The organism is Streptomyces corallincola (genome assembly GCF_019104725.1).
In the GTDB taxonomy this organism is placed as follows: Bacteria; Actinomycetota; Actinomycetes; order Streptomycetales; family Streptomycetaceae; genus Streptomyces; species Streptomyces corallincola.
On the sequence record NZ_JAHRXF010000007.1, the window covers coordinates 123113 to 147553 of the forward strand.

Annotated in this window: 24 protein-coding genes; 9 read left to right on the forward strand and 15 right to left on the reverse strand. The window is 73.5% G+C overall.

Annotated features, from left to right (window positions below; all coding sequences use genetic code 11):
* The first annotated feature begins 272 nt into the window (after positions 1-272).
* On the forward strand, positions 273-1514 hold the full coding sequence (locus KUM39_RS07785) for a DUF5919 domain-containing protein (protein ID WP_217784726.1): 1242 nt from the start codon (positions 273-275) through the stop codon (positions 1512-1514).
* Positions 1515-1663: 149 nt separating this feature from the next.
* Complete coding sequence (locus tag KUM39_RS07790) at positions 1664-2386, forward strand: 3'-5' exonuclease (RefSeq protein ID WP_217784684.1); 723 nt, start codon at positions 1664-1666, stop codon at positions 2384-2386.
* Between the two features lie 86 nt (positions 2387-2472).
* Here KUM39_RS07790 and KUM39_RS07795 read toward each other — a convergent pair whose 3' ends face one another.
* On the reverse strand, positions 2473-3336 hold the full coding sequence (locus KUM39_RS07795) for a phosphotransferase enzyme family protein (protein WP_217784685.1): 864 nt from the start codon (positions 3334-3336) through the stop codon (positions 2473-2475).
* A gap of 167 nt (positions 3337-3503) precedes the next feature.
* Between KUM39_RS07795 and KUM39_RS07800 the strand changes: the two genes are divergently transcribed.
* The 3 genes from KUM39_RS07800 to KUM39_RS07810 all read left to right on the forward strand — a co-directional run bounded on the left by KUM39_RS07800 (position 3504) and on the right by KUM39_RS07810 (position 5517).
* Entirely contained in the window at positions 3504-4055 is a 552-nt protein-coding gene (locus KUM39_RS07800) for a DUF1697 domain-containing protein (RefSeq protein WP_217784686.1), read from the forward strand.
* Between the two features lie 33 nt (positions 4056-4088).
* Positions 4089-5117, forward strand: a complete 1029-nt coding sequence (locus tag KUM39_RS07805; protein WP_217784687.1) for a ketopantoate reductase family protein — start codon at positions 4089-4091, stop codon at positions 5115-5117.
* 76 nt (positions 5118-5193) lie between these two features.
* Complete coding sequence (locus KUM39_RS07810; protein WP_217784688.1) at positions 5194-5517, forward strand: hypothetical protein; 324 nt, start codon at positions 5194-5196, stop codon at positions 5515-5517.
* 37 nt (positions 5518-5554) lie between these two features.
* Here KUM39_RS07810 and KUM39_RS07815 read toward each other — a convergent pair whose 3' ends face one another.
* The 14 genes from KUM39_RS07815 to KUM39_RS07880 all read right to left on the reverse strand — a co-directional run bounded on the left by KUM39_RS07815 (position 5555) and on the right by KUM39_RS07880 (position 18797).
* A complete protein-coding gene (locus KUM39_RS07815; protein WP_217784689.1) occupies positions 5555-6295 on the reverse strand; it encodes a sirohydrochlorin chelatase in 741 nt (246 codons plus the stop codon).
* Positions 6296-6303: 8 nt separating this feature from the next.
* Complete coding sequence (locus KUM39_RS07820; RefSeq protein ID WP_217784690.1) at positions 6304-7188, reverse strand: ABC transporter permease; 885 nt, start codon at positions 7186-7188, stop codon at positions 6304-6306.
* The gene (locus tag KUM39_RS07825) at positions 7175-7954 is read right to left on the reverse strand and encodes an ABC transporter ATP-binding protein (protein WP_217784691.1); all 780 of its coding nucleotides are present in this window, start codon (positions 7952-7954) and stop codon (positions 7175-7177) included. Before KUM39_RS07825 ends, KUM39_RS07820 begins: the two co-directional genes overlap by 14 nt.
* A 33-nt stretch (positions 7955-7987) precedes the next feature.
* A complete protein-coding gene (locus KUM39_RS07830; protein ID WP_372455721.1) occupies positions 7988-9133 on the reverse strand; it encodes an aliphatic sulfonate ABC transporter substrate-binding protein in 1146 nt (381 codons plus the stop codon).
* A gap of 284 nt (positions 9134-9417) precedes the next feature.
* Positions 9418-10776 carry a sulfate adenylyltransferase subunit 1 gene (locus tag KUM39_RS07840; protein ID WP_217784693.1) on the reverse strand — a complete coding sequence of 453 codons (1359 nt, stop codon included), beginning with the start codon at positions 10774-10776 and terminating at the stop codon, positions 9418-9420.
* 2 nt (positions 10777-10778) lie between these two features.
* On the reverse strand, positions 10779-11744 hold the full coding sequence (gene cysD, locus KUM39_RS07845) for a sulfate adenylyltransferase subunit CysD (protein ID WP_246619771.1): 966 nt from the start codon (positions 11742-11744) through the stop codon (positions 10779-10781).
* Positions 11741-12355 carry an adenylyl-sulfate kinase gene (gene cysC, locus KUM39_RS07850; RefSeq protein ID WP_217784694.1) on the reverse strand — a complete coding sequence of 205 codons (615 nt, stop codon included), beginning with the start codon at positions 12353-12355 and terminating at the stop codon, positions 11741-11743. The genes cysD and cysC overlap by 4 nt, the downstream gene beginning before the upstream one ends.
* The gene (locus KUM39_RS07855; protein ID WP_217784695.1) at positions 12352-13062 is read right to left on the reverse strand and encodes a phosphoadenylyl-sulfate reductase; all 711 of its coding nucleotides are present in this window, start codon (positions 13060-13062) and stop codon (positions 12352-12354) included. The genes cysC and KUM39_RS07855 overlap by 4 nt, the downstream gene beginning before the upstream one ends.
* Positions 13059-13277, reverse strand: a complete 219-nt coding sequence (locus tag KUM39_RS07860; RefSeq protein ID WP_217784696.1) for a hypothetical protein — start codon at positions 13275-13277, stop codon at positions 13059-13061. The genes KUM39_RS07855 and KUM39_RS07860 overlap by 4 nt, the downstream gene beginning before the upstream one ends.
* Positions 13274-14971, reverse strand: coding sequence for a nitrite/sulfite reductase (locus KUM39_RS07865; protein WP_217784697.1), 1698 nt, complete (start codon positions 14969-14971; stop codon positions 13274-13276). Before KUM39_RS07865 ends, KUM39_RS07860 begins: the two co-directional genes overlap by 4 nt.
* A gap of 136 nt (positions 14972-15107) precedes the next feature.
* On the reverse strand, positions 15108-15191 hold the full coding sequence (locus KUM39_RS28765; protein WP_372455722.1) for a putative leader peptide: 84 nt from the start codon (positions 15189-15191) through the stop codon (positions 15108-15110).
* A 127-nt stretch (positions 15192-15318) separates the two neighbouring features.
* Positions 15319-15894 carry a GNAT family N-acetyltransferase gene (locus KUM39_RS07870; RefSeq protein ID WP_217784698.1) on the reverse strand — a complete coding sequence of 192 codons (576 nt, stop codon included), beginning with the start codon at positions 15892-15894 and terminating at the stop codon, positions 15319-15321.
* 154 nt (positions 15895-16048) lie between these two features.
* Positions 16049-17365, reverse strand: a complete 1317-nt coding sequence (locus tag KUM39_RS07875) for a hypothetical protein (RefSeq protein ID WP_217784699.1) — start codon at positions 17363-17365, stop codon at positions 16049-16051.
* Positions 17366-17489: 124 nt separating this feature from the next.
* A complete protein-coding gene (locus KUM39_RS07880; protein WP_308288079.1) occupies positions 17490-18797 on the reverse strand; it encodes a GAF domain-containing protein in 1308 nt (435 codons plus the stop codon).
* 694 nt (positions 18798-19491) lie between these two features.
* Between KUM39_RS07880 and KUM39_RS07885 the strand changes: the two genes are divergently transcribed.
* The 4 genes from KUM39_RS07885 to KUM39_RS07900 all read left to right on the forward strand — a co-directional run bounded on the left by KUM39_RS07885 (position 19492) and on the right by KUM39_RS07900 (position 24405).
* Positions 19492-20649 (forward strand): YihY/virulence factor BrkB family protein, encoded by a 1158-nt coding sequence (locus KUM39_RS07885; RefSeq protein ID WP_217784701.1) that lies wholly within the window; start codon positions 19492-19494, stop codon positions 20647-20649.
* 49 nt (positions 20650-20698) lie between these two features.
* The gene (locus tag KUM39_RS07890) at positions 20699-21373 is read left to right on the forward strand and encodes a ThuA domain-containing protein (RefSeq protein ID WP_217784702.1); all 675 of its coding nucleotides are present in this window, start codon (positions 20699-20701) and stop codon (positions 21371-21373) included.
* 164 nt (positions 21374-21537) lie between these two features.
* Positions 21538-22401, forward strand: coding sequence for an isocitrate lyase/PEP mutase family protein (locus tag KUM39_RS07895; protein ID WP_217784703.1), 864 nt, complete (start codon positions 21538-21540; stop codon positions 22399-22401).
* Positions 22402-22818: 417 nt separating this feature from the next.
* On the forward strand, positions 22819-24405 hold the full coding sequence (locus tag KUM39_RS07900) for a carboxylesterase/lipase family protein (RefSeq protein ID WP_217784704.1): 1587 nt from the start codon (positions 22819-22821) through the stop codon (positions 24403-24405).
* Positions 24406-24441 lie beyond the last annotated feature (36 nt).

The following is a 24441-nucleotide window of genomic DNA, read 5'->3' on the forward strand; positions in this document are numbered from 1 at the left end:
AACCGTCCCTGGTCTGGAGGAACGTACGGCGCGCCGTACGCGGTGCCCCGCGCGGGCGCGCGGCCGTACCGGCGCCGTGCGCCCCCGGCGCTATGACCCCGCTCACTCCCCGTGAGCGCCGGAGCCGGAACGGCCAAGGCATACAGGGAAGTTGGAGGTCACATCCGGGAAACCGACCTGTCCATCGGGCTGCACCGCCCGCCGCTCCCGGAGTACCCTTCCTTGATCGTTGGGACGGGGAAGGCCCTGGGGTGGCGGAAGGCGGTGCGCGGGTGGGCTCGGGTGGGCTGGAGCTGCCCCCTGGTGGCGAGGGCCACGAGGGAGACTCCGCGGACGTCCCGCCCGGCGCGGTGTCCCTGGCCCGGCCGATGGACGCCACCGGCTCCATCGGGCCGGACCTCGAATGGGGCGCCGACGCCTGGCTGGAGGTGCGCACCCGCGCGCAGCGGGCGGGCCGCGCCTACATCTGGCTGAATCTGGTCGAACAGCGGCTGCGCGCCGTCGTCGCCGCCGTGCTCCGCCCGGTCTACGAGCCCGTGCACGGCGACGACTGGGTGGTGGCCGCCGCCGGACCGGCCGGGCAGGAATGGGTGCAGCGGGCCGTCGCCGTCCGCGAAGTCAGCCGCCGCAAGGGCTACTTGCTCGACCCGGCCGACGACAACGTGCTCAGCTTCCTCACCCTCCCGCAACTGCGCGAACTCGTCGTCCAGCACTGGCCCTGCTTCGAGCCGTACGTGGACGAGCGCCGCGATCTCGAACTCGCCCTGGACGAGCTGGAGGTGACGCGCAACGTCGTCTCCCGCAACCGCGCGCTCTCCGAGGCGGTGCTCGGCCAGGCCGAACGCGCCTCCGCGCGGCTGCTGGAGCTGCTCGGCGCGGCCGGTGACGTGCCCTCCGCGCGGCGGCTGCCGGTGGACGCCGTCGAGGACCTCGTCGGCGACCGGTACGCCGACGTGGTCGCCGTGCACCCCGACCGGGTGCGGCTGATGCGCCGGTTCCCCGCCGAGGACATCTTCGGCTCCGCCCGCCGCCTCGACGCCATCGGCATCGGGCTGAACCTGCTGGTGCAGAACTTCTCCGGCCGCCGACTGGTCCGGCTCGCGGAGTCCGGCTGCCGCGTCCGGCTCCTCTTCCTCAACCCCGCCTCCAGCGCGGTCAAGCGCCGTGAGCGCGAACTCGGGATGAAGCGCGGCGAGTTGAGCCGCTCGGTCGAGATGAACATCCTGCACATGCGCCGGGTCCGCTCCCGCCTGCGCGACCCGGGCGCCTTCGAGATCCAGGTGTACGACGAGACCCCCAGGTTCACCGCCTATCTGGTGGACGGCGACGGTGCCGACGGGGTCGCGGTGGTCCAGTCGTATCTGCGCGGGGCACGCGGCATGGAGTCGCCGGTCTTGGTGCTGCGCGGCGGCAGCCGACTCGTCACCTCCCAGGACGTGGTGGAGACCGGCCTCTTCCCGACCTACCGGGAGGAGTTCGAGCAGGCGTGGGCGGATTCGCGGCCCGTGTCCTGAAACGCCGGTGATCGTCGGGAGCCGCTGGAATTCATCCGCCCTGTCCGTCCCGTGCGCCGGTCGGGCGGAACGCGGTCCGCCGGTTGTCGGTGCCGCGTGCGATGGTGGAGGCCACTGGGGGAACGCACCACCGAGAAGGGGGGCCGCACATGAGCTGGCACCAAGAGCTGCTGATCGGCTTCGACCTGGAGACGACCGGGACCGATCCGCGCGAGGCGCGCATCGTCACCGGCGCGGTGATCGAGGTCAGGGCCGGGGAGACGCTGGGCCGCCGCGAATGGCTGGCCGATCCGGGGGTGGAGATACCCGCCGACGCGGTCGCCGTCCACGGCATCAGCAACGAACGCGCGGCGGCCGAGGGCCGTCCCGCCGACGAGGTCGCCGACACCCTGGCCGACGTCCTCACCGGCTACTGGAGCACGGGCGTGCCGGTCGTCGCGTACAACGCGGCCTTCGACCTCACGCTGCTCTCCGCCGAACTCGCCCGCCACGGACTGCCGTCCCTCGCGGACCGGCTCGGCGGGCGGCCACCGGCGCCGGTCATCGACCCCTACACCATCGACCGCCGGGTGGACCGCTACCGCAGGGGCAAGCGGAACCTGGAGGCGGTCTGCGCGGAGTACGGCATCGTCCTCGACGCCGCCCACGACGCCGCGGCCGACGCCCTCGCCGCCGCCCGCCTGGCCTCCGCGATAGCCGACCGCCACCCCAAGGTCGCCGAACTGGGCCCCGCCGCGCTGCACGAGCGGCAGATCGAGTGGTACGCCGACTGGGCGGCCGACTTCCAGGCGTTCCTGCGCCGCAAGGGCGAGACGGACGCGGTGGTGGACGGGGTGTGGCCGGTCCGGGAGCCGGCCGGGTCGCTCACCTGAGGTGCCGGGGCGCCGGGTCCGTTGACCGCCCGGTGCCCGGTGCCCGGTGCCGTGCCGCCGCCGCGTCACGGCCGCCGTCGCACCGGTCAGAACGGGTACCAGCGCACCGACGTGTCCCCGTCGCGCAGGGAGGCCACCCGGCGGCGGAACTCCGCCAGAGCCTTCGGGTTGCCCGGGGCGTGCTGGGCGACCCAGGCGCAGCTGGCCGTCTCACGGGCGCCCCGCAGCACCGCGCAGCCGTCCCACGCGCGCACGTCCCAGCCGTAGGCGTCGGTGAAGGCGTCGTAGGACTCGGCGGGCAGGCCGTAGCGGTCGCGGGACAGCGCCATCACCACGAGGTCGTGCTCGCGGAGGTCGGCGGCGAAGGTCTCCAGGTCCAGCAGGACCGGGCCGTGCGGGCCGATGTGCACATTGCGCGGCAGCGCGTCCCCGTGGATCGCCCCCGGCGCCAGACGCGGGGTCAGCGCGGCGGCGGCCGAGGCGAAACCGTCCCGGCGCTCACGCAGATACGCGGCGTCGGCGGGGTCGATCGCGTCGCCCGCGAGCCGCAGCCAGCGCTCCACCCCGCCCAGCAGATCGCGCGGCGGCAGGGCGAACGCCGGTGCGGGCAGCGCGTGCACCAGCCGCAGCAGCCCGGCCAGATCGCGGGGTCCGGCCGGGCGCACCGGGTCGGGCAGCCGGTGCCACACGGTCACCGGGTGCCCGTGCACCAGCAGCGGTTCCGGCACGGCCGCGCGCACCGCGGGCACCTCCGCCCCGGCCAGCCAGCGGGCGATGTCCAGCTCCCGCCGCGCGCGGGGCAGGAGTTCGGCGTCCCGGCCCACCTTGACGACCAGCTCCCCGGCCGCGAACACCGCGTTCTCGCCCAGCGCGAGCAACCGCGCGTCCTCCGCCGGGCCGGGCAGCACCCCGGCGGCGGCCAGTACCTCCCGCGCGCGTGCCTCGTCCATCCGTCCGCCTCCGTGGTTCCCTCGTCCGTCGCCGTGTCCGGCCCCGTCCCCGACGGGGGCCAGTCTCGCATTCGCACAGGTCCGGGCGGGTACCGAGGGGCATCCGGGAGGGGCAGGGCCGGGCCGTCGTACGCCGCCGGGACTCCGGGCCGCTCTACAGTGACGCGATGACGACCTACGCCGCACTCCTGCGCGGAATCAACGTCGGCGGCGCCCGCAAGCTCCCGATGGCCGACCTGCGCACCCTCATGACCGGCCTCGGGCTCGACGGCGTACGCACCCATCTGCAGAGCGGCCAGGCCGTGTTCGGTGCCGAGCGCGGTGACGAGGCTTCCTGGGCGGCCGAGTTGGCCGAAGCGGTCCGGGAGCGGTTCGGCTTCACCGTGGACGTCCTCGTGCGCGACCACGCGTATCTGCGTTCGGTGGCCGACAACTGTCCTTTTGGCGCAGCGGAGTTGGAGCCGAAACAGCTCCACGTCACCTACTTCGACGCACCCGTCACCGCCGACCGGTTCGCGGGCATCGACCACACCGCGCTGCTCCCCGAGGAGTTCCGCCTCGGGGACCGCTGCCTCTACCTGCTCGCCCCCGACGGACTCGGCCGGTCCAGGCTCGCCGCCGAACTCTCCCGGCCGCGCGTGACCAGGGGGCTCGTCGCCACCACCCGCAACTGGAACACCGTCGTCAAGCTGGTCGAACTCACCTCAGGGCAGGGGTGATCGGCCCGGACCCGCTGTGCCAGGCTCGCTCCCATGCGATACATCATCATCGGGGCGGGAGCGGTTGGCGGCGCGGTCGGCGGACGGCTGGCACAGGCCGGGCACGAGGTCGTGCTCGTCGCCCGGGGCGCCCATCTGGCGGCCCTGCGGGAGCGGGGCCTTCGTCTCCATGTCCCCGAAGGCGAACTGACCTTTCCACTTAAGGCCGTTGACGGTCCCGACGCGCTCGGGGAACTGCGCGCCGACGACGTCCTCCTCCTCGCCGTCAAGACCCAGGACACCGTCACCGCCCTGGAGAAGTGGCGCACGGCACCCGTCGCGGGCGGTGGCACCGCCGCCGAACTGCTGCCCGTGCTCTGCCTCCAGAACGGCGTGGAGGGCCCGCGTCTCGCGCTGCGCGCCTTCCGGCACGTCTACGCCGTCTGCGTGTGGCTGCCCGCCGGACACCTCGAACCCGGCGTGGTCTCCGCCGCCGGGGCCCCGCTCACCGGCATCCTGCACATCGGCCGCCATCCGCACGGCACCGACGACACCGCCCACCGCGTCGCCGCCGACCTCGCGGGCGCCCACTTCGAGGCACCGGTCGTGCCCGACGTGGCCCGCTGGCAGTACGCCAAGCTGCTCGCCAACCTCGGCAACGCCCTGGAGGCCGTCGCCGGGCGCGTGGACGATGACGCCGCCCGTGCGCTGTACGCCAAGGTCCGCGCCGAGGGCGAGACCGTGCTCGACGCGGCCGGGATCGCCTATGCCACCGTGGAGGAACAGCGCGCGGTGCGCGGCCACAAGGTCGATCCCGTGCCGCTGCCGGACGCCCCGCGCGGCGGCTCCTCCACCTGGCAGTCCCTCGCCCGGGGTACCGGCACCATCGAGGCCGACCACCTCAACGGCGAGATCGTGCTCCTCGGCAGGCAGCACGGTGTGCCGACCCCGCTCAACGAGCTGCTCCAGAGCCTCGCCAACCGCTTCGCACACGAGCGCAGGCCCGCCGGATCACTCCCGCCGCGGGAACTGGAGCGGCTCGCGGACAAGGCCGTCACGGGTGCGGTTCACCCGGACGAGTGACGATTTTCCGGGCTTCGGGCACGTACGATCACGGCGCCCCGGAAGACTGTTCCGCCCCAGGAGTCAGGACACGCCAATGAGTACGTACAACTTCCACGGCAACAGCGGCCCCGCAGGGATGGGCGACTTCGGCCGGGTCGCGTTCGACCCCTACCGGCCCGCGTCCGAAGGACTGGTGGGGCTCTCCGACGACCTGCTCGACGCGCTGCACGCCGAGTTCCCCGGTCTCGTCGTGCACGGCGAGGCCATCCGGGGCGCCCTGCTGGAGTCCCTCGGGGACGGCGGGCCGCCGAACCGGGGCCGTATCCGCTCCGCCCTGGAGGCCATCAGCATCGGCGCCCCGGCCGGTACCCAGAGCCTGGTCCACACCCAACAGCTCGCCACCGTGCTCCAGTTGTGAGCGGAAGCCGCACAACGCCCTTGAGGTGTACGGCCGTTCAGGCGCCGAGCGCCGCCCGGAGCGGGTGGCGCGCAGCGTCGTAGCGGCCCAGCAGCACCCGCGCCACCTCCGGTGCCGGACCCAGCACGTCCGCCAGTACGTCCGCCCCGGCCGCACCGCGCGCGATGCGGTCGGGGAGGAAACCCGGCGCCAGGACGTACGGCGCGACGGCGACCCGCGCACAGCCCAGCGCGCGCAGCTCCGCGACGGCGCCCTCGGTGCGGGGCAGCGCGGCCGACGCGTACGCGGGCAGCACCGCGCGCCATCCGGCGGCCCGCCGCCACTCCCGCGCGACCGTGTCGATCACCGCGACGGCCTCCGGGTCGGACGACCCCGCCGACGCCAGCACGACCCCGGTCGAGCCCCGGTCCGCGCCGGTCTGACCGGCCTCCGCCAGCCGCCGCTCCAGCGCCGCGACCAGCAGCGGATCGGGTCCCAGCACCTCCGCCTGCCGCACCCGCAGCCGCGCGGGCGCCGCCCGCAGCACGGCCGGGATGTCGGACTTGGCGTGGAAGGCGCGGGTCAGCAGCAGCGGCAGCGCCACCACGTCCCGTACGCCCTCCCGCGCCAGGGACTCCAGCACGCCCGGCACGGAGGGGAGGGTGAAGTCCAGGAACCCGGTCTCCACCCGCAGTCCCGGCCGCATCGCCCGCACCCGGCGCACCAGGGCGTGCACGGTCGCGGCGTGCCGGGGATCGCGGCTGCCGTGGGCGACGACGAGGAGGACGGGTGCGTTCATGGCTGCCCTCAGTTTTTCACCAGGAGGCCCCGGCCGCGCAGCACGGACCGCTCCAGGGGGCTGAAGATCAGCAGATCGATGGCGATGCCGACGAACAGGATCAGCAGGATCGCCTCGAACACCATCGCCATGTCCTGCGCGTTGCGCCCGTTCTCCAGCAGCTGGCCGAGACCGACGCCGAGGTCGGGGAACGAGGCGATGATCTCCGCCGCCATCAGCGACCGCCAGGAGAACGCCCAGCCCTGCTTCATCCCGGCCACATAGCCGGGCAGCGCCGCGGGGAGCAGCACGTGCCGGACGCCTTGGAGTCCGGTGGCGCCCAGGGTGCGGCCCGCCCGCAGGAACAGCGGCGGCACCTGATCGACACCGGACACCAGCCCGTTGGCGATGGAGGGGACCGCGCCGAGCAGGATCACCGCGTACATCATCGAGTTGTCCAGGCCCAGCCAGATCACGGCGGGCGGCACCCACGCCACCGACGGCAGCGACTGGAGCCCCGACAGGATCGGCCCGATCGCCGCCCGCACGAACCGCACCCGCGCCACCAGCAGCCCCAGCGGGGTGCCGATGAGCAGGGCGAGGGCGAAACCGAGCAGACCGCGCGAGACGCTGGTCCAGATGTAGCCGAGCAGCTTGCCCTGGAACCAGTCCTCGCGGAACCGCGCCCACACGTCACCGGGCGAGGGCAGCTTGCTGGGGTCGTCCACCACGTGGAAGGTGATGAGCGCCTGCCAGGCCACCAGGACCACGACGACCGCGGTGAGCGGCGGCAGGATCTTCTCGCGCAGGGTGCGGGTGAACGGCCTGCGCCCGGCGGGCGTGCTCTCCAGGGCGTCGAGCCCGGCCCCCACGCTCCCGGTGCCGGGGGCCGTCGTCGTGTCAGTGCCTGCCATGTCGGCGGATCTCCCCTCGCAGGACATCGGTGATCTCCACGGACAGCTCGGCGACCGGCGCGTCCTCGATCCGGCGCGGCTGCGGCAGCTCCACCCGCCACTCGCGGGCGATCCGGCCCGGCCGGGACGACAGCAGCACAACCCGCTGGGCGAGCCGCACCGCCTCGCGCACGTTGTGCGTCACGAACAGCACCGACACCCCGGTCTCCGACCAGATGCGGGTCAGCTCGTCGTGCAGCACGTCCCGGGTGATGGCGTCGAGCGCGGCGAACGGCTCGTCCATCAGCAGCAGACTGCTCTCCTGGCCGAGCGCGCGGGCCAGCGCCACCCGCTGCCGCATACCGCCGGACAGCTCGTGCACCCGCTTGCCGTGCGCGCCGCCGAGCCGTACGAGGTCCAGCAGCCGGTCGGCCTCGGTGCGCCGGTCGGCCTTCGCAACACCCCTGAGTTTCAGGGCGAGTTCGATGTTCTTCCCGGCGGTCAGCCAGGGGAACAACGCGTGTTCCTGGAACATGAGCGCCGGTCGGCCGTCGGTGCCGATGGAGCCGGTGGTGGGCCGGTCCAGGCCCGCCACCAGATTCAGCAGCGTGGACTTGCCGCAGCCCGACGCCCCGAGGAGGGTGACGAACTCGCCCGGCGCGACATCGAGGGTGATGTCGTCCAGGACGAGCTGCTGCCCGCCCGGTCCCGCGAAGGACTTCGAGACGTGGTCGAGGCGTGCGGCGTACTCGGCGGACGGGTCGGCCTTGGCGAGAGCGGTGGCCATCTTCGTCACCTCCTGGGGTGCGTCGGGGACCGGTCAGCTCGCGCCGAGACCGGCGGCGGAGACCGGGCTCCCGCCCTCGGACTTCAGGACCTTGTTCAGGATCGTCAGGTCGTAGATCCCCTTGAGGTCCGGCTGCTTGAGCAGGCCCGCCTTCACCGCGTGCGCCGCCTCGGTCTCCAGGGTGGCGGCCAGCGGGTCGTCCGTGACCTGGATGGACTTCCAGGCCGGGTCGAGGACGTCGGCGGGCAGCGCCTTGCCGGAGTCCTCCGCGAGCTGCTTGTTCGCCGCGTCCCGCGCCTTGTCCGAGTCGGCGGCGATCCACTTGTTGGCCTCGACGGAGCCCTTGAGCACCGCCTCGACGGCCGCCGGGTGGGCCTTGAGGAACTTCTGCGACACGATGATGTTGGTGATCACGAACTTCTTGCCGGGCCACAGCGACGACTCGTCCAGCAGCGTCCTGCCGCCCTCGGCGACCAGCTTCGACGCGGTCGGCTCCGGCCCCCAAGCGCCGTCGATGGAACCGGACTTGAAGGCGTCCGGGGTGACCTTGTTGTCGCTGCGGACGACCGTGACATCGCCCTTGCCGCTCTGCGGGTCGATCGTCCAGCCCTGCTCCGCCGCCCAGTTGAGGAACGCGACGTCCTGCGTGTTGCCGAGCTGCGGAGTGGCGATCCGCTTGCCCTTCACGTCCTTCAGGGAGGTGATCTTCTTCGGGTTGACCACCAGCTTGACCCCGCCCGACGCGGAACCGCCGATGATCCTCAGGTCGGTGCCGCCCGACTTGGTGTAGCCGTTGATCGCCGGGGACGGGCCGATCCACCCGATGTCGATGGACCCGGCGTTGAGCGCCTCGATCTCCGAGGGGCCCGCGTTGAACGTGGCGTACTCGGCCTTGGTGGCGCCCAACTGCTTCTGGAAGAAGCCCTGTTGGCGCCCGACCAGTGCGCTGGCGTGGGTCAGGTTCGGGAAGTAGCCGATCTTCACCGAGTCGAGCCCGTCGATCTTCTTCGCCCCGGCGGCGACCTTCTGGTGGGCGTCGTCCTTCTTCGCCTCGGAGCCGTAGCCGCACGCGGCGAGCGCCAGCAGGGGCAGGGCGGCGGCCACGGCGACCGAGCGGCGCAGCAGCGGACCGCGGGCACCCGAGGCGGCACGGCGGAGGCGGAGGGGTATGGCAGGCACGGGAGGGTTTCCTCTCGTTGGCCCGGCGGTCACGCCCGGGGCCCTTCGGGGCCTGTCAGGTCGTGGCCGGGAGATCGGCAGGGTGTCTCCGCCGCCGGGACCTGGGGCCGCCGGGCGGACGGAGTCGTGCGGGTGGGGAGGCGTGGGGGGACGGGGCGCGCAAGCGGTGCGCGTACGTCAGCCCGCACATCGCGCCACCCCGCCCTGCCCGCTGCCGAGGGCGCCGCTTCCGACGCGACCGCCCTCCTTGGCGAACGTGGCGAACACATCCGTGAGCCGCATGGTCAGAAGTCCCACCCGTCCTCGTCGGCGTCGCCACGCACCGGCTCGGGCGCGGCGAACGACTCCCCGACCATCCCGGCGGTCAGCGTGGTGCCGTCGCCCGGGTCGATCAGGATGAACGAACCGGTGCGCCGCGAGTCCGCGTAGGAGTCGGCGGGCAGCGGTTCGGCGGTACGGATCTTCACCCGGCCGATGTCGTTGGCGACGAGCGTTCCCGGATGCGGGTGCAGCGACAGGTCGTCCAGGGTGAGCCGGGACGGGATGTCCTTCACGATCGCCTTGACCGTGCGCGTGCCGTGCTTCAGCAGCACCCGGTGGCCGACCGTCAGCGGCTGGTCCGCGACATGGCAGACGGTCGCCTCCACGTCCTGTGTGGTCGCGGGCGCGTCCTCGGTCGGCACGATCAGGTCGCCGCGCGAGACGTCGATGTCGTCCGCGAGCAGCACCGTCACCGACTGCGCCGTCCACGCCTCGCCCACCGGCGCGCCCAGCAGGTCGATCCCGGCGATGACCGAGGTACGGCCCGACGGCAGCACGGTCACCGCCTCCCCGACCCGGAAGGAACCCGCCGCGATCTGCCCGGCGTACCCCCGGTAGTCGGGGTGCTCGGCGGTCTGCGGGCGGATCACGTACTGCACCGGGAGCCGGGCGTGGCAGTGCGCCAGGTCGTGGCTGACCGGGACCGTCTCCAAGTGCTCCAGCACCGTCGGGCCGCCGTACCAGTCCATGACGGAGCTGGGCTCCACCACGTTGTCCCCGGTGAGCGCCGAGATCGGGATCGCGGTGACCTCCGGGACGCCCAGTTCGGTGGCGTACGCCGTGAACTCCTCGGCGATCGCGGCGAACACGGGCTCCGCGTACCCGACGAGGTCCATCTTGTTGACGGCGAGGACGACGTGCGGGACGCGCAGCAGCGCGGCGATGGCGGCGTGCCTGCGGGTCTGCTCGACCACGCCGTTGCGGGCGTCCACCAGGACCACCGTCAGCTCGGCGGTGGAGGCGCCGGTGACCATGTTCCGGGTGTACTGCACATGGCCCGGCGTGTCCGCGAGGATGAAGCGGCGCCGGGGGGTGGCGAAGTAGCGGTACGCCACGTCGATGGTGATGCCCTGCTCGCGCTCGGCGCGCAGCCCGTCGGTGAGCAGCGCGAGGTCCGGCCCGTCCTGGCCCCGGCCCGCCGACGCCCGCTCCACGGCCTCCAGCTGGTCGGTGAGGACCGACTTGGAGTCGTGCAGCAGCCGTCCGACCAGGGTGGACTTGCCGTCGTCCACCGAACCGGCGGTGGCGAAGCGCAGCAGCGTCGTCTCGCCCAGCGCCCCGGCCGCGCCGGGGGTGGTCGGGTTGGTCTGGGTGCTGGTCATCGCTAGAAGTACCCCTCGCGCTTGCGGTCTTCCATCGCGGCCTCGGACAGCTTGTCGTCGGCGCGGGTCGCGCCGCGCTCGGTCAGCCGGGAGGCGGCGATCTCGGCGATCACGGCGTCCAGCGTGGTGGCGTCGGAGTCCACCGCGCCGGTGCAGGACATGTCCCCGACCGTGCGGTAGCGCACCAGCCGGGTCTCGGGAACCTCGCCGTCCTTCGGGCCGCCCCACTCACCGGCCGTCAGCCACATCCCGGACCGGCCGAACACCTCGCGTTCGTGCGCGAAGTAGATCTCCGGAAGCTCGATGCCCTCGCGGGCGATGTACTGCCACACGTCCAGCTCGGTCCAGTTGGACAGCGGGAACACCCGGACGTGCTCGCCGGGGGCGTGCCGCCCGTTGTACAGGTTCCACAGCTCGGGGCGCTGGCGGCGCGGGTCCCACTGGGAGAACTCGTCCCGCAGCGAGAACACCCGCTCCTTGGCGCGGGCCTTCTCCTCGTCCCGGCGTCCGCCGCCGAACACCGCGTCGAAACGTTCCCGCTGGATCTTCTCGGTCAGCGGCACGGTCTGGAGCGGGTTGCGGGTCCCGTCGGGACGTTCCCTGAGCACACCCCGGTCGATGTAGTCCTGTACGGAGGCCACATGGAGGCGCAGCCCATGTGCGGCCACCACACGGTCCCGGTACTCCAGCACCTCGGGGAAGTTGTGTCCGGTGTCCACGTGCAGCAGCGAGAACGGCACCGCGGCGGGCGCGAACGCCTTCAGCGCCAGGTGCAGCATGACGATGGAGTCCTTGCCCCCGGAGAACAGGATCACCGGGTTCTCGAACTCGCCCGCCACCTCGCGGAAGATGTGCACCGCCTCCGACTCCAGCGCGTCCAGGTGCGTGAGGGCGTACGGGCTTCCCGCGCCCCGGCCGCCGCCGGTGCCCCCGTCGCCGTCCGTGACCTTGGTGACGGTCGTCGTCATGCCAGTCCCCTCTCGCTCAGCAGGGCGAGCACCGCCTCGGCGGACTCCCGCACCGTCTGCGCCTGCGACTCGATCCGCAGGTCCGGTGCCTTCGGCTCCTCGTACGGGTCGTCCACCCCGGTGAGCCCGGTCAGCTCGCCCGCGGCCTGCTTGGCGTACAGCCCCTTCACGTCCCGGACCGAGCACACCTCGACCGGGGTCGCCACATGGATCTCCAGGTACGGCGTGCCGTTCGCCGCGTGCCGAGTCCGCACCGCCTCCCGGCTGTCCGCGTACGGCGCGATGACCGGCACCAGCGCCAGTACGCCGTTGCGGGCGAGGAGTTCGGCGACGAACCCGATCCGCCGCACGTTGGTGTCCCGGTCGGCCCGGTCGAAACCGAGGCCCGCCGAGAGGAACGTGCGGATCTCGTCGCCGTCGAGCAGTTCGGTGCGCCGCCCGGCCGCGCCGAGCAGCGCGGCCAGCTCGCGGGCGATGGTGGTCTTGCCCGCGCTGGGCAGCCCCGTCAGCCACACCGTGGCGCCGCCACCCGTGTGCCGGGGGCCTGTGTGCGGGGCGCCTGTGTGCGGGGCGGCCGTGTGCCGGGTGTCCGGCGTCGCGCCGCCCGTCATCCGTGCAGTCCGCACTCGGTCTTGCCCCGGCCCGCCCAGCGCCCGGCGCGGGCGTCCTCGCCCTCCAGCACACGGCGGGTGCAGGGCGCGCAGCCGATGGAGGCGTAGCCGTCGGAGAGCAGCGGGTTGGTCAGCACGCCGTGCTCCGCGACGTAGGCGTCCACGTCGTCCTGGGTCCAGCGGGCGATGGGGGACACCTTCACCTTGCGGCGCCGGGCGTCCCAGCCGACCACCGGGGTGTTCGCGCGGGTCGGGGACTCGTCGCGGCGCAGCCCGGTCGCCCAGGCCAGATAGCCGGTCAGGCCCTCTTCGAGCGGCCGCACCTTCCGCAGCGCGCAGCACAGGTCGGGGTCCCGGTCGTGCAGCCCCGGCCCGTGCTCGGCGTCCTGCTCGGCGACCGTCCGCCGGGGGGTGAGGGTGATGACGTTGACGTCCATCACCGCGGCCACCGCGTCACGGGTGCCGATGGTCTCCGGGAAGTGGTAGCCGGTGTCCAGGAAGACGACGTCCACACCGGGACGCGCCCGCGAGGCGAGGTGGGCGACCACCGCGTCCTCCATCGAGGAGGTCACGCAGAACCGGTCCCCGAAGGTCTCCACCGCCCAGGACAGGATCTCCGGCGCGGAGGCGTCCTCCAGCTCGCGTCCCGCCCGCTCGGCGGTCTCCCTCAACTCCTCGTCGGCCAGGGTGTTCTGATCGACCGTCATATCGCTTCGTCCCCTCCGTCGTCGGGGTCCGCGGCAGGTGCTCCGGTTCCGGTGTCCCGCCTGGCCGTCAGCCCGCTCGCCAGCAGACCGAGGAACTTCAGCCGGAACGCCCGGTTGCACGCCCGGCACTCCCACGCGCCGTGGCCCTCCTCGTTCGGGCGCAGGTCCTCGTCGCCGCAGTACGGGCAGAAGAACGGTGCCGCGCGCTCGCTCACGACAGGGCCTCCTCGGAGGCGCGGGCCGCCCAGACGGCGAACCGCTCGCCGTCCTCGCGGTCCGCGAGGTAGCGGCGCAGCACCCGCTCCACGTAGTCGTCCAGCTCCGCCGAGGTGACCTTCAGGCCGCGCACCTTGCGGCCGAAGCCCGGCTCCAGGCCGAGCGCGCCGCCCAGGTGCACCTGGAACCCCTCGACCTGCTCGCCCTCGGAGTTCAGCACCAGCTGGCCCTTGAGACCGATGTCCGCGACCTGGATACGGGCGCAGGCGTTCGGGCAGCCGTTGACGTTGATGGTGAGCGGCTCGTCGAACTCCGGCAGGCGGCGCTCCAGTTCGTCGATGAGGGCGCTGCCGCGCGCCTTGGTCTCGACGATGGCCAGCTTGCAGAACTCGATGCCCGTGCAGGCCATCGTGCCGCGCCGGAAGGGCGAGGGGTTGACCCGCAGGTCCAGCGACTCCAGCGCCGCGACCAGGGAGTCCACCCGGTCCTCGGCCACGTCCAGCACGATCATCTTCTGTTCGACGGTGGTCCGCACCCGGCCCGAGCCGTGCTCCTCCGCGAGGTCCGCGACCTTGGCCAGCAGGGTGCCGTCCACCCGGCCGACGCGGGGCGCGAAACCGACGTAGAAGCGGCCGTCGTTCTGCCGGTGCACGCCGACGTGGTCGCGCCAGCGTTCCACGGGCTGCGCGGGTGCCGGGCCGTCGGTCAGCTTCCGCTCGAGGTACTCGTCCTCCAGCACCTGCCGGAACTTCGCCGCGCCCCAGTCCGCGACCAGGAACTTCAGCCGGGCGCGGGTGCGCAGCCGCCGGTAGCCGTAGTCGCGGAAGATCGAGATGACGCCCTCGTGCACGTCCGGGACCTCGTCCAGCGGCACCCACGCGCCGAGCCGTACGCCGATCTTCGGGTTGGTGGACAGTCCGCCGCCCACCCACAGGTCGAAGCCGGGCCCGTGCTCGGGGTGGACCACGCCGACGAACGCCACGTCGTTGATCTCGTGCGCCACGTCCAGCAGCGGCGAGCCGGAGACGGCCGTCTTGAACTTGCGGGGCAGGTTGGAGAAGGCCGGGTTGCCGATGATCCTGCGGTGGATCTCGTCCACGGCCGGGGTGCCGTCCACGATCTCGTCGGAGGCGATACCGGCCACCGGGGAACCGAGGATCACGCGGGGCACGTCACCGCACGCCTCGGTGGTGGACAGGCCGACCCCCTCCAGCCGCTGCCAGATCTCCGGGACGTCCTCGATGCGAATCCAGTGCAGCTGGATGTTCTGCCGGTCGGTGATGTCGGCGGTGCCGCGCGCGAACTCCTGCGAGATCTCGCCGATCACCCGCAGCTGCCCGGTGGTCAGCCGGCCGCCGTCGATCCGCACCCGCAGCATGAAGAACTCGTCGTCCAGCTCCTCCGGCTCCAGCACGGCCGTCTTCCCGCCGTCGATACCGGGACGGCGCTGGGTGTACAGACCCCACCAGCGCATCCGGCCGCGAAGGTCGTTCGGGTCGATCGAGTCGAAGCCCCGCTTGGAGTAGATCGTCTCAATACGTGTCCGTACGTTGAGACCGTCGTCGTCCTTCTTGAACTGCTCGTTTCCGTTGAGCGGGGTGAAGTGGCCCGCGGCCCACTGGCCCTCGCCGCGGTGACGGCTCACCCTGCGGCGGGGCGCGGACGCGGCGGGCTGCTCCGGGCTGGCGGTCATGGCTGTACGTCCTTCAGACAGGCGGAAAGCGGCTCTGACCTGGGCACACGCAAAAATTCCAGACGTGTGTGCGCATCCTTGCGCGGCAGGAGGGAACAGGTGTCGAACGGCGGAGCGCGATGCGGTGGAGCTGTGGTCAGCTCGCCGGACAGATGGCGCTGGACATGCGGCCGAGATCGACGTGACGCCGACTCACCAGGGCGGTTCCCGTTCCAGGCATGACGAAAGCGTGTCACGGCGCTCCGGACAGCGTCCAGCATTATCCGCGATGTGGACACCCGTGTCCCGGTATGCGGGACGCGGATGCCGTGGGCCACCCGGTGGACGGGCGGGGTCCTCCCCGCAGGTCAGGCGGGGTACGCCCCCGGCCAGGGGCCCGGAGTCGGCACCTCCGCCTCTTCGGCCACCTGGGTGTCGAACAGCCGGAAGCCGCGCCGCAGGTAGTTGTCCTTCGCGTACACCCCGTCCTTGCTGCACGTGTGCAGCCACACCCGCTTCGTCGGCGGCCGGTGGTCCGGCCACCGCTCGGCCAGGTCCCAGGCGCGTGCGGCGCCGTACGCCAGCAGATGCCCGCCGATGTGCCGCCCCCGGAACGCGGGCAGCAGCCCGAAGTACGCGATCTCGACCACGCCCTCGTCCTGCGGGTCCAGCTCCGCGTACCCGGCCGGGGTGCCCCGCTCGTACGCCACCCAGGTCTCCACACCGGGCCGCTCCAGATACTCCCGCCACCGCGCGTGGCTCCAGCCGAGCCGGTCCGTCCAGCGGATGTCACCGCCGACCGAGGCGTACAGGAACCGGCTGAACTCGGGGGAGGGCACCTCGGCCCGGACGACCGGCACGTCCTCGTCCGGCGCGACGGCCGGAAGGAGGTCCGTGCGCGCGGTCTGCTCCAGGGACCAGGTGGTGACAGGGAAGCTGCTCATGCGGGCCAGCGAACCATCAGGGCGGGGTCGGTGTCGATGCGCCCCCGGCGACCGGACGGGCAGCCGCGTGCACCGGACCGGTGCGCCAAGCGCCCGCCGCCCTGCCGCGAGGGCTCCCCTCGGACCACCCGGCCCACCGGTTCGCCCGCCCGGTTCAGCCCACCGACCCGTCCAGCGAGGCCAGCGGCACCGCGAACAGCATCCGGTCCGACAGCGACCACACCTCACCGGTCTGCTGCCAGTACGACAACGAGCCCGGCGACGCGGCCCAGCAGTGCCGGGAGCCGTCCGCGCCGCAGTGCGCGCCCTGCGCGCCCCGCGTGTCCTGCCGCCAGAGCCCGCCGTGCCCGTCCCCGTCGTGGGACGCCCGTCCCACGTACAGCGACGGCTCGGCCGCGCCGGGCCGCCGGTACGACAGCACGCCCCGGATGCCGCTGGCCCGCGTCCGGAACGCCGCCACGGCGTCCACCCGGCCGTCCGCACCCGCCGCGAGCGGGCCGCCGCGCGCGGCGGGTGCGCCGAACGCGTACCGCCACAGCCGGGCCCGCCGCTCACTGCCCGGCGCGGTCCACTCGGCCACCGTCAGCGAGCCGGGGTACGTCCCCCGGTCCAGGGACAGGGTGCCCGGGCAGGGCGGCCCCGAGGCACCGCACGGGCCGCCGGTGAAGCGGTACGAGCCGACGGCGGGCATCACGTACCCGGAACCGCCCGCCGACCAGCCGCCCGGCACCCGGCCGACCACCGGGGAGTCCACCGTGGCCCGTTGGATGCGGTCCAGGTCGTACACGTACAGCGCGTCGGCACCGCCCGCGCGGGCGGTGACCAGCAGGGAGTTCCGGTGCCACACCATGCCGGAGACGGAGGAGACCAGGCCCCGGTAGTCGCGCCCGCCGTCCACCGGGACGACCAGCGAGACCCAGCGGTAGCGCGGGCGGCTCGCCCGGTCGGCGTCCACGACGGCGACACGGGCCAGACCCCGCCCGGCCGCCGGACCGAAGGCGCGGGACCACCCGGCCAGGATCACCCGGTGCGTGCCCCACCTGCCGTCGGTGCCGGCGTCCCCGGAGGTGGTCACCGACCCCGCCCGCCAGCCGGACCCGGTGTCGGCGGGGTCCCAGCAGTAGGCGCGGGTCGCGGCGGGGGAGACGGGCAGCGAGTCCCGGTCGTCGTCGGAGCAGGCGGCGCCCCGGCGCAGGGTGCGGTCGGCGTCCCGGAGCACGGCGCCCACGCCCACCGTGCCGCCCATCGCACCGGACAGCCGGTCGAGCGTGGCGGCGGACACCGTGTGTTCACGCAGGGTGAGGGAGGTGGTGGCGGACGACCGCTCCAGCTTGCCGGGGTCGTCGGTCACCGTGGCCTGGGAGGCGCTGATGAGCGTGGCGGTGGCGGTCAGTGCCAGCGCCGTCCCGGCGAGGACCGCGCGCAGGGCGGCGCCCCGTCTGCGTCTGCGGTGTCTGCCGCGGTGCGTCATGTCTCCTCCCGAGCGGACCAACTGCGCCCGAAGGTCGTCGCGTTGACCCAGGGCACGGCGGGACCGACCTCACGGATGCTACGGCAGCGCACGGCCCGTGCGGGCCAGGAACCGCGAACTCGCCTCACGCGTCCGCGCGTCGCACCCCGCCCGCGAGCATCGCCCGGCGCACCGCCACCCCGGGCGCCAGTGAACGGGGCAGCAGGTCAACGGGGTTCGCGGGCAGCACGACCTCCACCTCGGCGCCATCGGAGAAACGATACGGCCGGTGCTGCAGAACTCCCCCCAGATACCGCCTGATCCGCGACAGCTCCGCCCGCACGGTCACCGTGCGTGACGCGTCCCCGAACAGATCGTCGGCCAGCCCGGCCGCGCCCCGCCCGTCCCGGTGCTCGGCCAGCAGATACAGCAACTCCGCGTGCCGCGGGCTCAGTTCCCGGGTCCAGGTGCCCGTCTCGCTGACCACGGTGAGCGTCGTGCGCCCCGGTCGGCTCAGATCCAGCAGCACCCGCGTCACCACCGTACGGCCCGGCTGCTCCGCCACCCGCAGCAGCCAGCCCCCGGCCAGCGGCTCCAGCAGGCACACCCCGAGCCCCGGCAGCCAACGGCGCCCTGGCGCGGCCGACTTGGGCAGCGCGACCCGCCGTATGTACGGCATCCCGGTCACCGCCGCCGACCAGCCGTCCCGGTCCACCACCAGCGCCTGCCCGGACAGCCGGGTCAGCACCGGCACCCCCACCGTGCGCAGCCGGTCCAGCTCCGTCAGATGCATCTCCCGCAGCCGTGCCTCGGCCAGCCGCGCCACCGACTCCACCCAGGCCAGCGTGGCCGGGTGCATCGTCTCCAGCGGACCGCTCACGTCCACCACGCCGATGGGCCGCCCGTTGCGCGGATCGGTCACCGGCGCGCCCGCGCACGTCCACGAGGCGTGCGTCCGTACGAAGTGCTCGGAGGCGAAGACCTGTACCGGGCGCCCCACCACGGCCGGTGTGCCCACCCCGTTGGTGCCGACGGTGCCCTCGCTCCAGTCGGCGCCGGTCTCCAGGCCCAGCGCGTCGGCCCGGCGCAGCACCGGCGCGGCGCCCTCCCGCCACAGCACCCGGCCGTCGGCCTCCGCGACCAGCATGATGTGCTGCGCGCCGTCCGCCACCGTCAGCAGACCCCGGCGCAGTTCCTCCAGCACCGGCCGCAGCGGGGACGCCTCGCGCCGGTTGCCCAGGTCGTGCGCCGACAGCGGCTCGGGGCTCAGCCCCCGGTCGGGATCGACCCCGCCGCGCAGCACCCGTCCCCACGACTGCTCGATCACCGGGCGGGGCGGCAGCGGAGCGCGCCGCCCCGCGAGGGTCGCCTCGCGCACCTCGGTCAGCACCCGTGCCGCGCGTGCCGTGTCCACGGCCGTGAGCCGTGCCACGTCCACCGGCGCATTCACCACAGAGGTCCTCCGGAACGGGGAAACCGACAGACACCTGGACCGAGTCGGCCGCAGGGGGATTCCGGGCCGGACTCCTGCGCCCATTTTGCCGTTCCCCCCGGCCCCTCGGAAGCGCACAGTCCACGCACAGTGACCGGCAAGTTGCAACCCCCTGCAACCCTGGTGAACTCCCTGGTGCTGGCTGAGACTTTCTCCGTGGCCGCCCCGAGGCGGCCCGTCACGGCCCCCCGAGGGCCCGTGAGGCGGGGGTGGTGCCGTGTCGGCGCAGCACCACCCCCCCGAAAGCCCGCCCGGCGCAAGGGAGTTGGTCTCCCCGGCCGGGTTCGCGCCCGCTCCGATCTCCACGCGGCTCTCCACGCGGGCCCGCTCCACCCCGGCGCGGGGCCCCAGCACCGGCCGGACCGCCGCGACCAGACCCGAGGGCGTGCGCGCCCCGGCACCCTCCGCACCCACCCGGTGCGCCCGAGTCACCGCGAACTCCGCCCCGGCGGTCGCGCCCGACCGACTGCCCGGTGTCTCCTTCGGCAACTCGTGTCCGGCCCGCGGTGGCGGCCGGTTCGCCACGGTGTGGGGGGAGTTGCCGCCCCACGGCGAAGCCGCCCGCGACCGCCCCCGCGACCGCCCCCGGTACCGGCCGCGCGGCCCGGTGCCCCGCGAGGTGAGGGGCGCCCGCCGGGGCGGATACCGTTGGGTCGTGCAGCCAGGAAGCGAATCCCCCGAACGGCCCACCGGCCGCCTCCACCGGGCCAGGGCCCTCTACCGGAACGTGTCCAAGCGCAGGACCGCCTGGCTGCTGCTGAAGGACACCGTCAACTCCTGCATGGAGTACCGAATCCTCGGCCTCGCCGCCGAGGCCGCGTTCTTCACCCTGCTGTCCGTCCCGCCCCTGCTGCTCAGCCTGATCGGCCTGCTCGCCTACGTGGACGCCTGGACCGGCGCCGACAGCATCCAGAGCCTCCAGACCAACATCCTCGACGCCTCCCGCACCGTCCTGTCCGACCGGGGCGTGGCGGAGATCGCCCGGCCCATCCTGGACGACGTGCTGCGCGGCGGGCGGCCGGACGTGATCTCCATCGGGTTCCTGTTCGCCCTGTGGTCCGGTTCCCGTGCGGTGAACGTCTTCATCGACACCATCACCGTGATGTACGGCCTCGACGGCGTCCGGGGCATCGTCAAGACCCGGCTGATGGCGTTCCTGCTGTTCGTCGTGGGGCTGCTGATCGGCTCGGTGGCGCTGCCCCTGATGGTCGCCGGGCCGGACGCGGTGGTCCGGGTGGTGCCCTGGTCGGAGACGGTCGTGCAGGTCCTGTACTGGCCGGTCGTCATCCTGCTGTCCATCGTCTTCCTGACCACGCTGTACCACGTGTCGGTGCCCGTCCGCTCGCCGTGGATCGAGGACGTGCCCGGCGCGCTGGTAGCCCTCGCCATGTGGGTGCTGGGCAGCTTCCTGCTGCGCATCTACCTCACCCACACCATCGAGGGCGCCACCATCTACGGCTCGCTGGCCGCCGCCGTGGCCGTGCTGCTGTGGATCGGCGTGTCCGCGTTCGCCGTGCTGGTCGGCGCCGCCGTCAACGCGGCCATCGACCGGGTCTGGCCCGCCGCCGCCACGGCCGCCGCCCGCGAGGCCAACGACCGCGTCCGCGAGGTGCAGGTCGCGGAGTACGTCGCCCGGGCCGCCGCCCAGCGCGACACCGACCCCGACCCCGACGACCCCGACATGCCCTCCGAGTTCCCCGAGCGCTGGTCCCGCTTCCTCCCCCCGGAGGACGTCACCGCCCGGCTGCGCACCCACGCCCGCGGCGCGCAGAGCGCCCGGAACGGGGAGAAGGGGCGCGGTCAGGACGCGTAGCGCCGGGTCCGGGTGACGTGGCCCCGCTCCGGGCCCGAGACTCGCGGGCATGACAACCCCACCGGCACGGCTCCTGCTCTGCACCCGCACCACCGACTACCGCCACGACTCCATCCCGGACGCGGTCGCCGCACTCCGTGACTCCGGCGCGTTCACGGTCGAACACACCGAGGACCCCGCCGACCTCGAACGCCCCCTCGACGCGTTCGACACCGTCGTCTTCCTCTCCACCAGCGGCGACATCCTGACCCCCGCCGGACGCCGCCGCCTCACCGAGCACCTCGGCGCGGGCGGCGGGTTCGCGGGCGTGCACGCCGCCGCCTGCACCGAGTACGGCTGGCCGTTCTACGGCGAACTCCTCGGCGCCCGCTTCGACCGGCACCCCGCCCACCAGCCCGGCAGGGTCCTGGTGACGGACCCCGACCACCCCGCCACCCGGCATCTGCCGTCGGTGTGGGACTTCACCGACGAGTGGTACGACTTCCGCTCCGACCCGCGCGAGCACGGCGCCCGGGTGCTGCTGCGCGCCGACGAGTCGTCGTACGAGGGCGGCCGGACCGGCACCGATCACCCGCTCGCCTGGTGCCGTACGCAGGGGGAGGCCCGCGTCTTCTACACCGCGCTCGGCCACGCGGCCGACGCCTACCGCGACCCGGCGTTCCTCGCCCACCTCACCGGCGGCATCGCCTGGACCGCGCGGCGGCCGGACGTCCGGGCCGCGTGACGTTTCTGCGGTGAACCCGCTCGGCCGACGGGGTGACCGGACCCCCACGGGGCGAAAGGTCACGCGCGGATCAGGAGATGCTGATGAATTGGTAAAGGGCGTCGAGACGCGGCGGCCGGCACCCCGCCCCCGCCGCGTCACCCACCCAGAGAAGGAGCCGGACCTTGAACCACGGAACAAAGCTGCGCGAGCGCATCGCCGGGCCCGGAACCACCCCGCTGATCGGTGTGTACGACATGTACTCCGCCTCGATCGCGGCCAAGCACTACGACGGCATGTTCGTCTCCGGCTTCGGCTTCGCGGCCTCGTACTACGGGTTGCCGGACATCGGGTTCATCGCCTGGCCCGACATGATCGCCTTCGTCCAGCGGCTGCGCGGCGCCTTCCCGCACCACCACCTGCTGGTGGACATCGACGACGGCTACGTGGACCCCGAGGTCGCCTGCCACGTGGTGGAGGCCCTGGAGCGGATCGGCGCCTCCGGGGTGATCCTGGAGGACCAGAAGCGCCCGCGCCGCTGCGGCCACGCCGACGGCAAGCAGGTGCTGCCGCTGGAGGAGTACCTGGAGAAGCTGGAACAGGTCCTCGCCACCCGCCGGGACCTCCTGGTCGTCGCCCGCACCGACGCCACGGACGAGCACGACATCCTGCACCGGGCCGAGCGGCTCGCCGCCACCGACGCCGACGTGGTCCTGGTGGACGGGGTGCGCAGCGTCGAGTGGATCAAGCGCATCCGCGAGGTCGTCGGCGGCAAGCCGCTGCTGTTCAACCAGATCGCGGGCGGCAAGTCCCCCCGCCTCTCCCTCGGCGAGCTCTCCGACCTCGGCGTGGACGTCGCCATCTACAGCACCCCCTGTCTCTTCGCCGCCCACGAGGCCATGAACTCCGCGCTGGCCGACCTGAAGTCCGCCGACGGCCGCCTCCCGCAGTTCGACCCGGCCGCCGGGGTCGGCGTGCACGCCTCCACCACCCTGCTGGAGCGCAACATCGCCCGCGAACGCCTCCTGCCGGAGGGCGCGGGCGTCTGACACGGCTCTCCCCCGGGGGAGCGGAGCGGGGGAGGCCGGGGCCAACTCGGCTTCCCCACCCGGTCGTTCGGGCGGACGCCCGGGCCCCCTTGCGCGGGGTCGCCGTGGCCACCTCGCCCGCCGCGGCCCGGCCGTGGGCCCCAGCTCGTGACGACGGCCACCGCGCCGGGCACCGTCGTCGGCCACCGGTGTGGGGCGTGCTGTGGCGCGGTGGCGGCGGGCGTCACGGACGGGTCCGTGACCTTGGTACGGTCAACCGCTCGGGCACGCCCCGCTCACCCGCCGTGCACGGTCCGTCGCGGGGGTACGCCGAACGGCGCAACGGGGTCTCTGTGCACGGGAATACATCCGGGTGATGTGCTGCTCTGAAATGAACACCGCACAACCCCGCGCAGTGTGGCGAAGGGCAGGTGGGCGATGACGGAGGAACGGACGGACCCCGAGGTCACCACGGAGTACGGAGCCGTGAGCGGCAGGTGGGAACGCGGGGTCGCCGTGTTCCGGGGCATCCCCTACGCCGCTCCGCCCGTCGGACCCCGGCGCTTCAGGCCCCCCGAGCCGCCCGCACCCTGGGACGGCGTCCGGGACGCGGGCGCCTTCGGGCCGACCGCGCCGAAACCCCCGTACTCCGAGGCGTTCGCCCAGTACCTCGCGGACCCGGTGATCCCCGGCGACGACTGCCTCAACCTGAACATATGGACGACCGAGCCCGGCCCCGGCGGGCGGCTCCCGGTCCTGGTGTGGCTGCACGGCGGGGCGCTGACCCGTGGCTCCTCCGCTGTCCCCGTCTACGACGGACGCGCCTTCGCACGGGACGGCGTCGTCTGCGTCTCCCTCAACTACCGCCTCGGCGTGGAGGGTTACGGCCTCTTCCCGGACGCTCCCGCCAACCCCGGCCTGCGCGACCAGCTCGCCGCGCTGCGCTGGGTGCACGAGAACATCGCCGCGTTCGGCGGCGACCCGGACAACGTCACCGTGTGCGGACAGTCGGCGGGCGCGATCAGCACCGGCGCGCTGATCGCCGCACCGCAGGCCCAGGGGCTGTTCCGGCGGGCGGTCCTGCAGAGCGGGGCGCCCGAGGTCACCGACCGGGACAAGGTGCGCCGGATGGTCCGCAGGATGGCCGCCCGGCTCAAGGTCCCGGCCACCGCCGAGGCGTTCGCCGCCGTGGACCGCGACCTGCTGCTCCGCACCCAGGCCGAGGTGGGCCGCCTCAGCAGCCCGGTGCTCGGCGGCCCCGCCTTCGGCATCGTCATCGACAGCGACCTCGTACCCCGCGATCCGCTCCAGGCCCTGCTGGACGGCGAGGCGGCGCGCGGCGCCGACCTCCTCATGGGCTGGACCCGCGACGAGTACCGGCTCTGGCTGGTCCCCGGCGGTCTCGTCGAACACGTGGACCGGCTCGGCCCGGTCGCGCTGGCCGGTGCGATGGCCCGCTGCCACGTCGGCCACGAGGTCCCGCGCGGCTACCGCGCCCTGCACCCCGGCGCCGGTGCCGCCGAGACCGTCGGCCAGATGGTCACCGACCACCTGCTGCGCGTCCCACTGCACCGCCTCGCGGACTCCCGCCCCGGCAGCTCCTGGGTCTACGAGTTCGCCTGGCCGTCCAACATCCCCGGCCTCGGCGCCTGCCACGCCCTCGAACTCGGCTTCGTCTTCGACACCCGCGATGTTCCGGAGTCCGCCCAACTCGCGGGCGAGGGAGCCCCGTTGGCGCTGTGCGACGCGATGCACGAGTCCTGGGTCCGGTTCGCCGCCACCGGTGACCCCGGCTGGCCCGCCTGGGACCCCACCCACCCCGTCCGCCTCTTCGCCGACGGCGGCCCCACCCTCACCCACGGCCCCCACGACGACGCGGTCGCCCTCTGGTCCTCCACCGCCCCGAGGCCCCGCGCATCGACTCCGCCGACGGCGGTACGCGCACCGGGCGCTGTACGCGCCGCGACGGGACGGGCTTCCGCCGTACGGCGGTTGCGGTGGCCGGTGGGGGTGCGGCGGAAGTAGCGGTGGCGGGGGCGCTCATCGCGTGCGGCGTGCGGC

Excerpts from the sequence above, each read along its gene's own strand:
- KUM39_RS07890 (WP_217784702.1), top strand. The coding sequence starts at position 20,699 with ATGACAACCCCACCGGCACGGCTCCTGCTCTGCACCCGCACCACCGAC.
- KUM39_RS07810 (WP_217784688.1), top strand. The coding sequence starts at position 5,194 with ATGAGTACGTACAACTTCCACGGCAACAGCGGCCCCGCAGGGATGGGC.
- KUM39_RS07840 (WP_217784693.1), bottom strand. The coding sequence starts at position 10,776 with ATGACCAGCACCCAGACCAACCCGACCACCCCCGGCGCGGCCGGGGCG.
- KUM39_RS07815 (WP_217784689.1), bottom strand. The coding sequence starts at position 6,295 with ATGAACGCACCCGTCCTCCTCGTCGTCGCCCACGGCAGCCGCGATCCC.
- KUM39_RS07855 (WP_217784695.1), bottom strand. The coding sequence starts at position 13,062 with ATGACGGTCGATCAGAACACCCTGGCCGACGAGGAGTTGAGGGAGACC.
- cysD (WP_246619771.1), bottom strand. The coding sequence starts at position 11,744 with ATGACGACGACCGTCACCAAGGTCACGGACGGCGACGGGGGCACCGGC.
- KUM39_RS07790 (WP_217784684.1), top strand. The coding sequence starts at position 1,664 with ATGAGCTGGCACCAAGAGCTGCTGATCGGCTTCGACCTGGAGACGACC.
- KUM39_RS07805 (WP_217784687.1), top strand. The coding sequence starts at position 4,089 with ATGCGATACATCATCATCGGGGCGGGAGCGGTTGGCGGCGCGGTCGGC.
- KUM39_RS07865 (WP_217784697.1), bottom strand. The coding sequence starts at position 14,971 with ATGACCGCCAGCCCGGAGCAGCCCGCCGCGTCCGCGCCCCGCCGCAGG.
- KUM39_RS07870 (WP_217784698.1), bottom strand. The coding sequence starts at position 15,894 with ATGAGCAGCTTCCCTGTCACCACCTGGTCCCTGGAGCAGACCGCGCGC.
- KUM39_RS07825 (WP_217784691.1), bottom strand. The coding sequence starts at position 7,954 with ATGGCCACCGCTCTCGCCAAGGCCGACCCGTCCGCCGAGTACGCCGCA.
- KUM39_RS07800 (WP_217784686.1), top strand. The coding sequence starts at position 3,504 with ATGACGACCTACGCCGCACTCCTGCGCGGAATCAACGTCGGCGGCGCC.
- KUM39_RS07900 (WP_217784704.1), top strand. The coding sequence starts at position 22,819 with ATGACGGAGGAACGGACGGACCCCGAGGTCACCACGGAGTACGGAGCC.
- KUM39_RS28765 (WP_372455722.1), bottom strand. The coding sequence starts at position 15,191 with ATGCCTGGAACGGGAACCGCCCTGGTGAGTCGGCGTCACGTCGATCTC.
- KUM39_RS07875 (WP_217784699.1), bottom strand. The coding sequence starts at position 17,365 with ATGACGCACCGCGGCAGACACCGCAGACGCAGACGGGGCGCCGCCCTG.
- KUM39_RS07795 (WP_217784685.1), bottom strand. The coding sequence starts at position 3,336 with ATGGACGAGGCACGCGCGCGGGAGGTACTGGCCGCCGCCGGGGTGCTG.
- KUM39_RS07820 (WP_217784690.1), bottom strand. The coding sequence starts at position 7,188 with ATGGCAGGCACTGACACGACGACGGCCCCCGGCACCGGGAGCGTGGGG.
- cysC (WP_217784694.1), bottom strand. The coding sequence starts at position 12,355 with ATGACGGGCGGCGCGACGCCGGACACCCGGCACACGGCCGCCCCGCAC.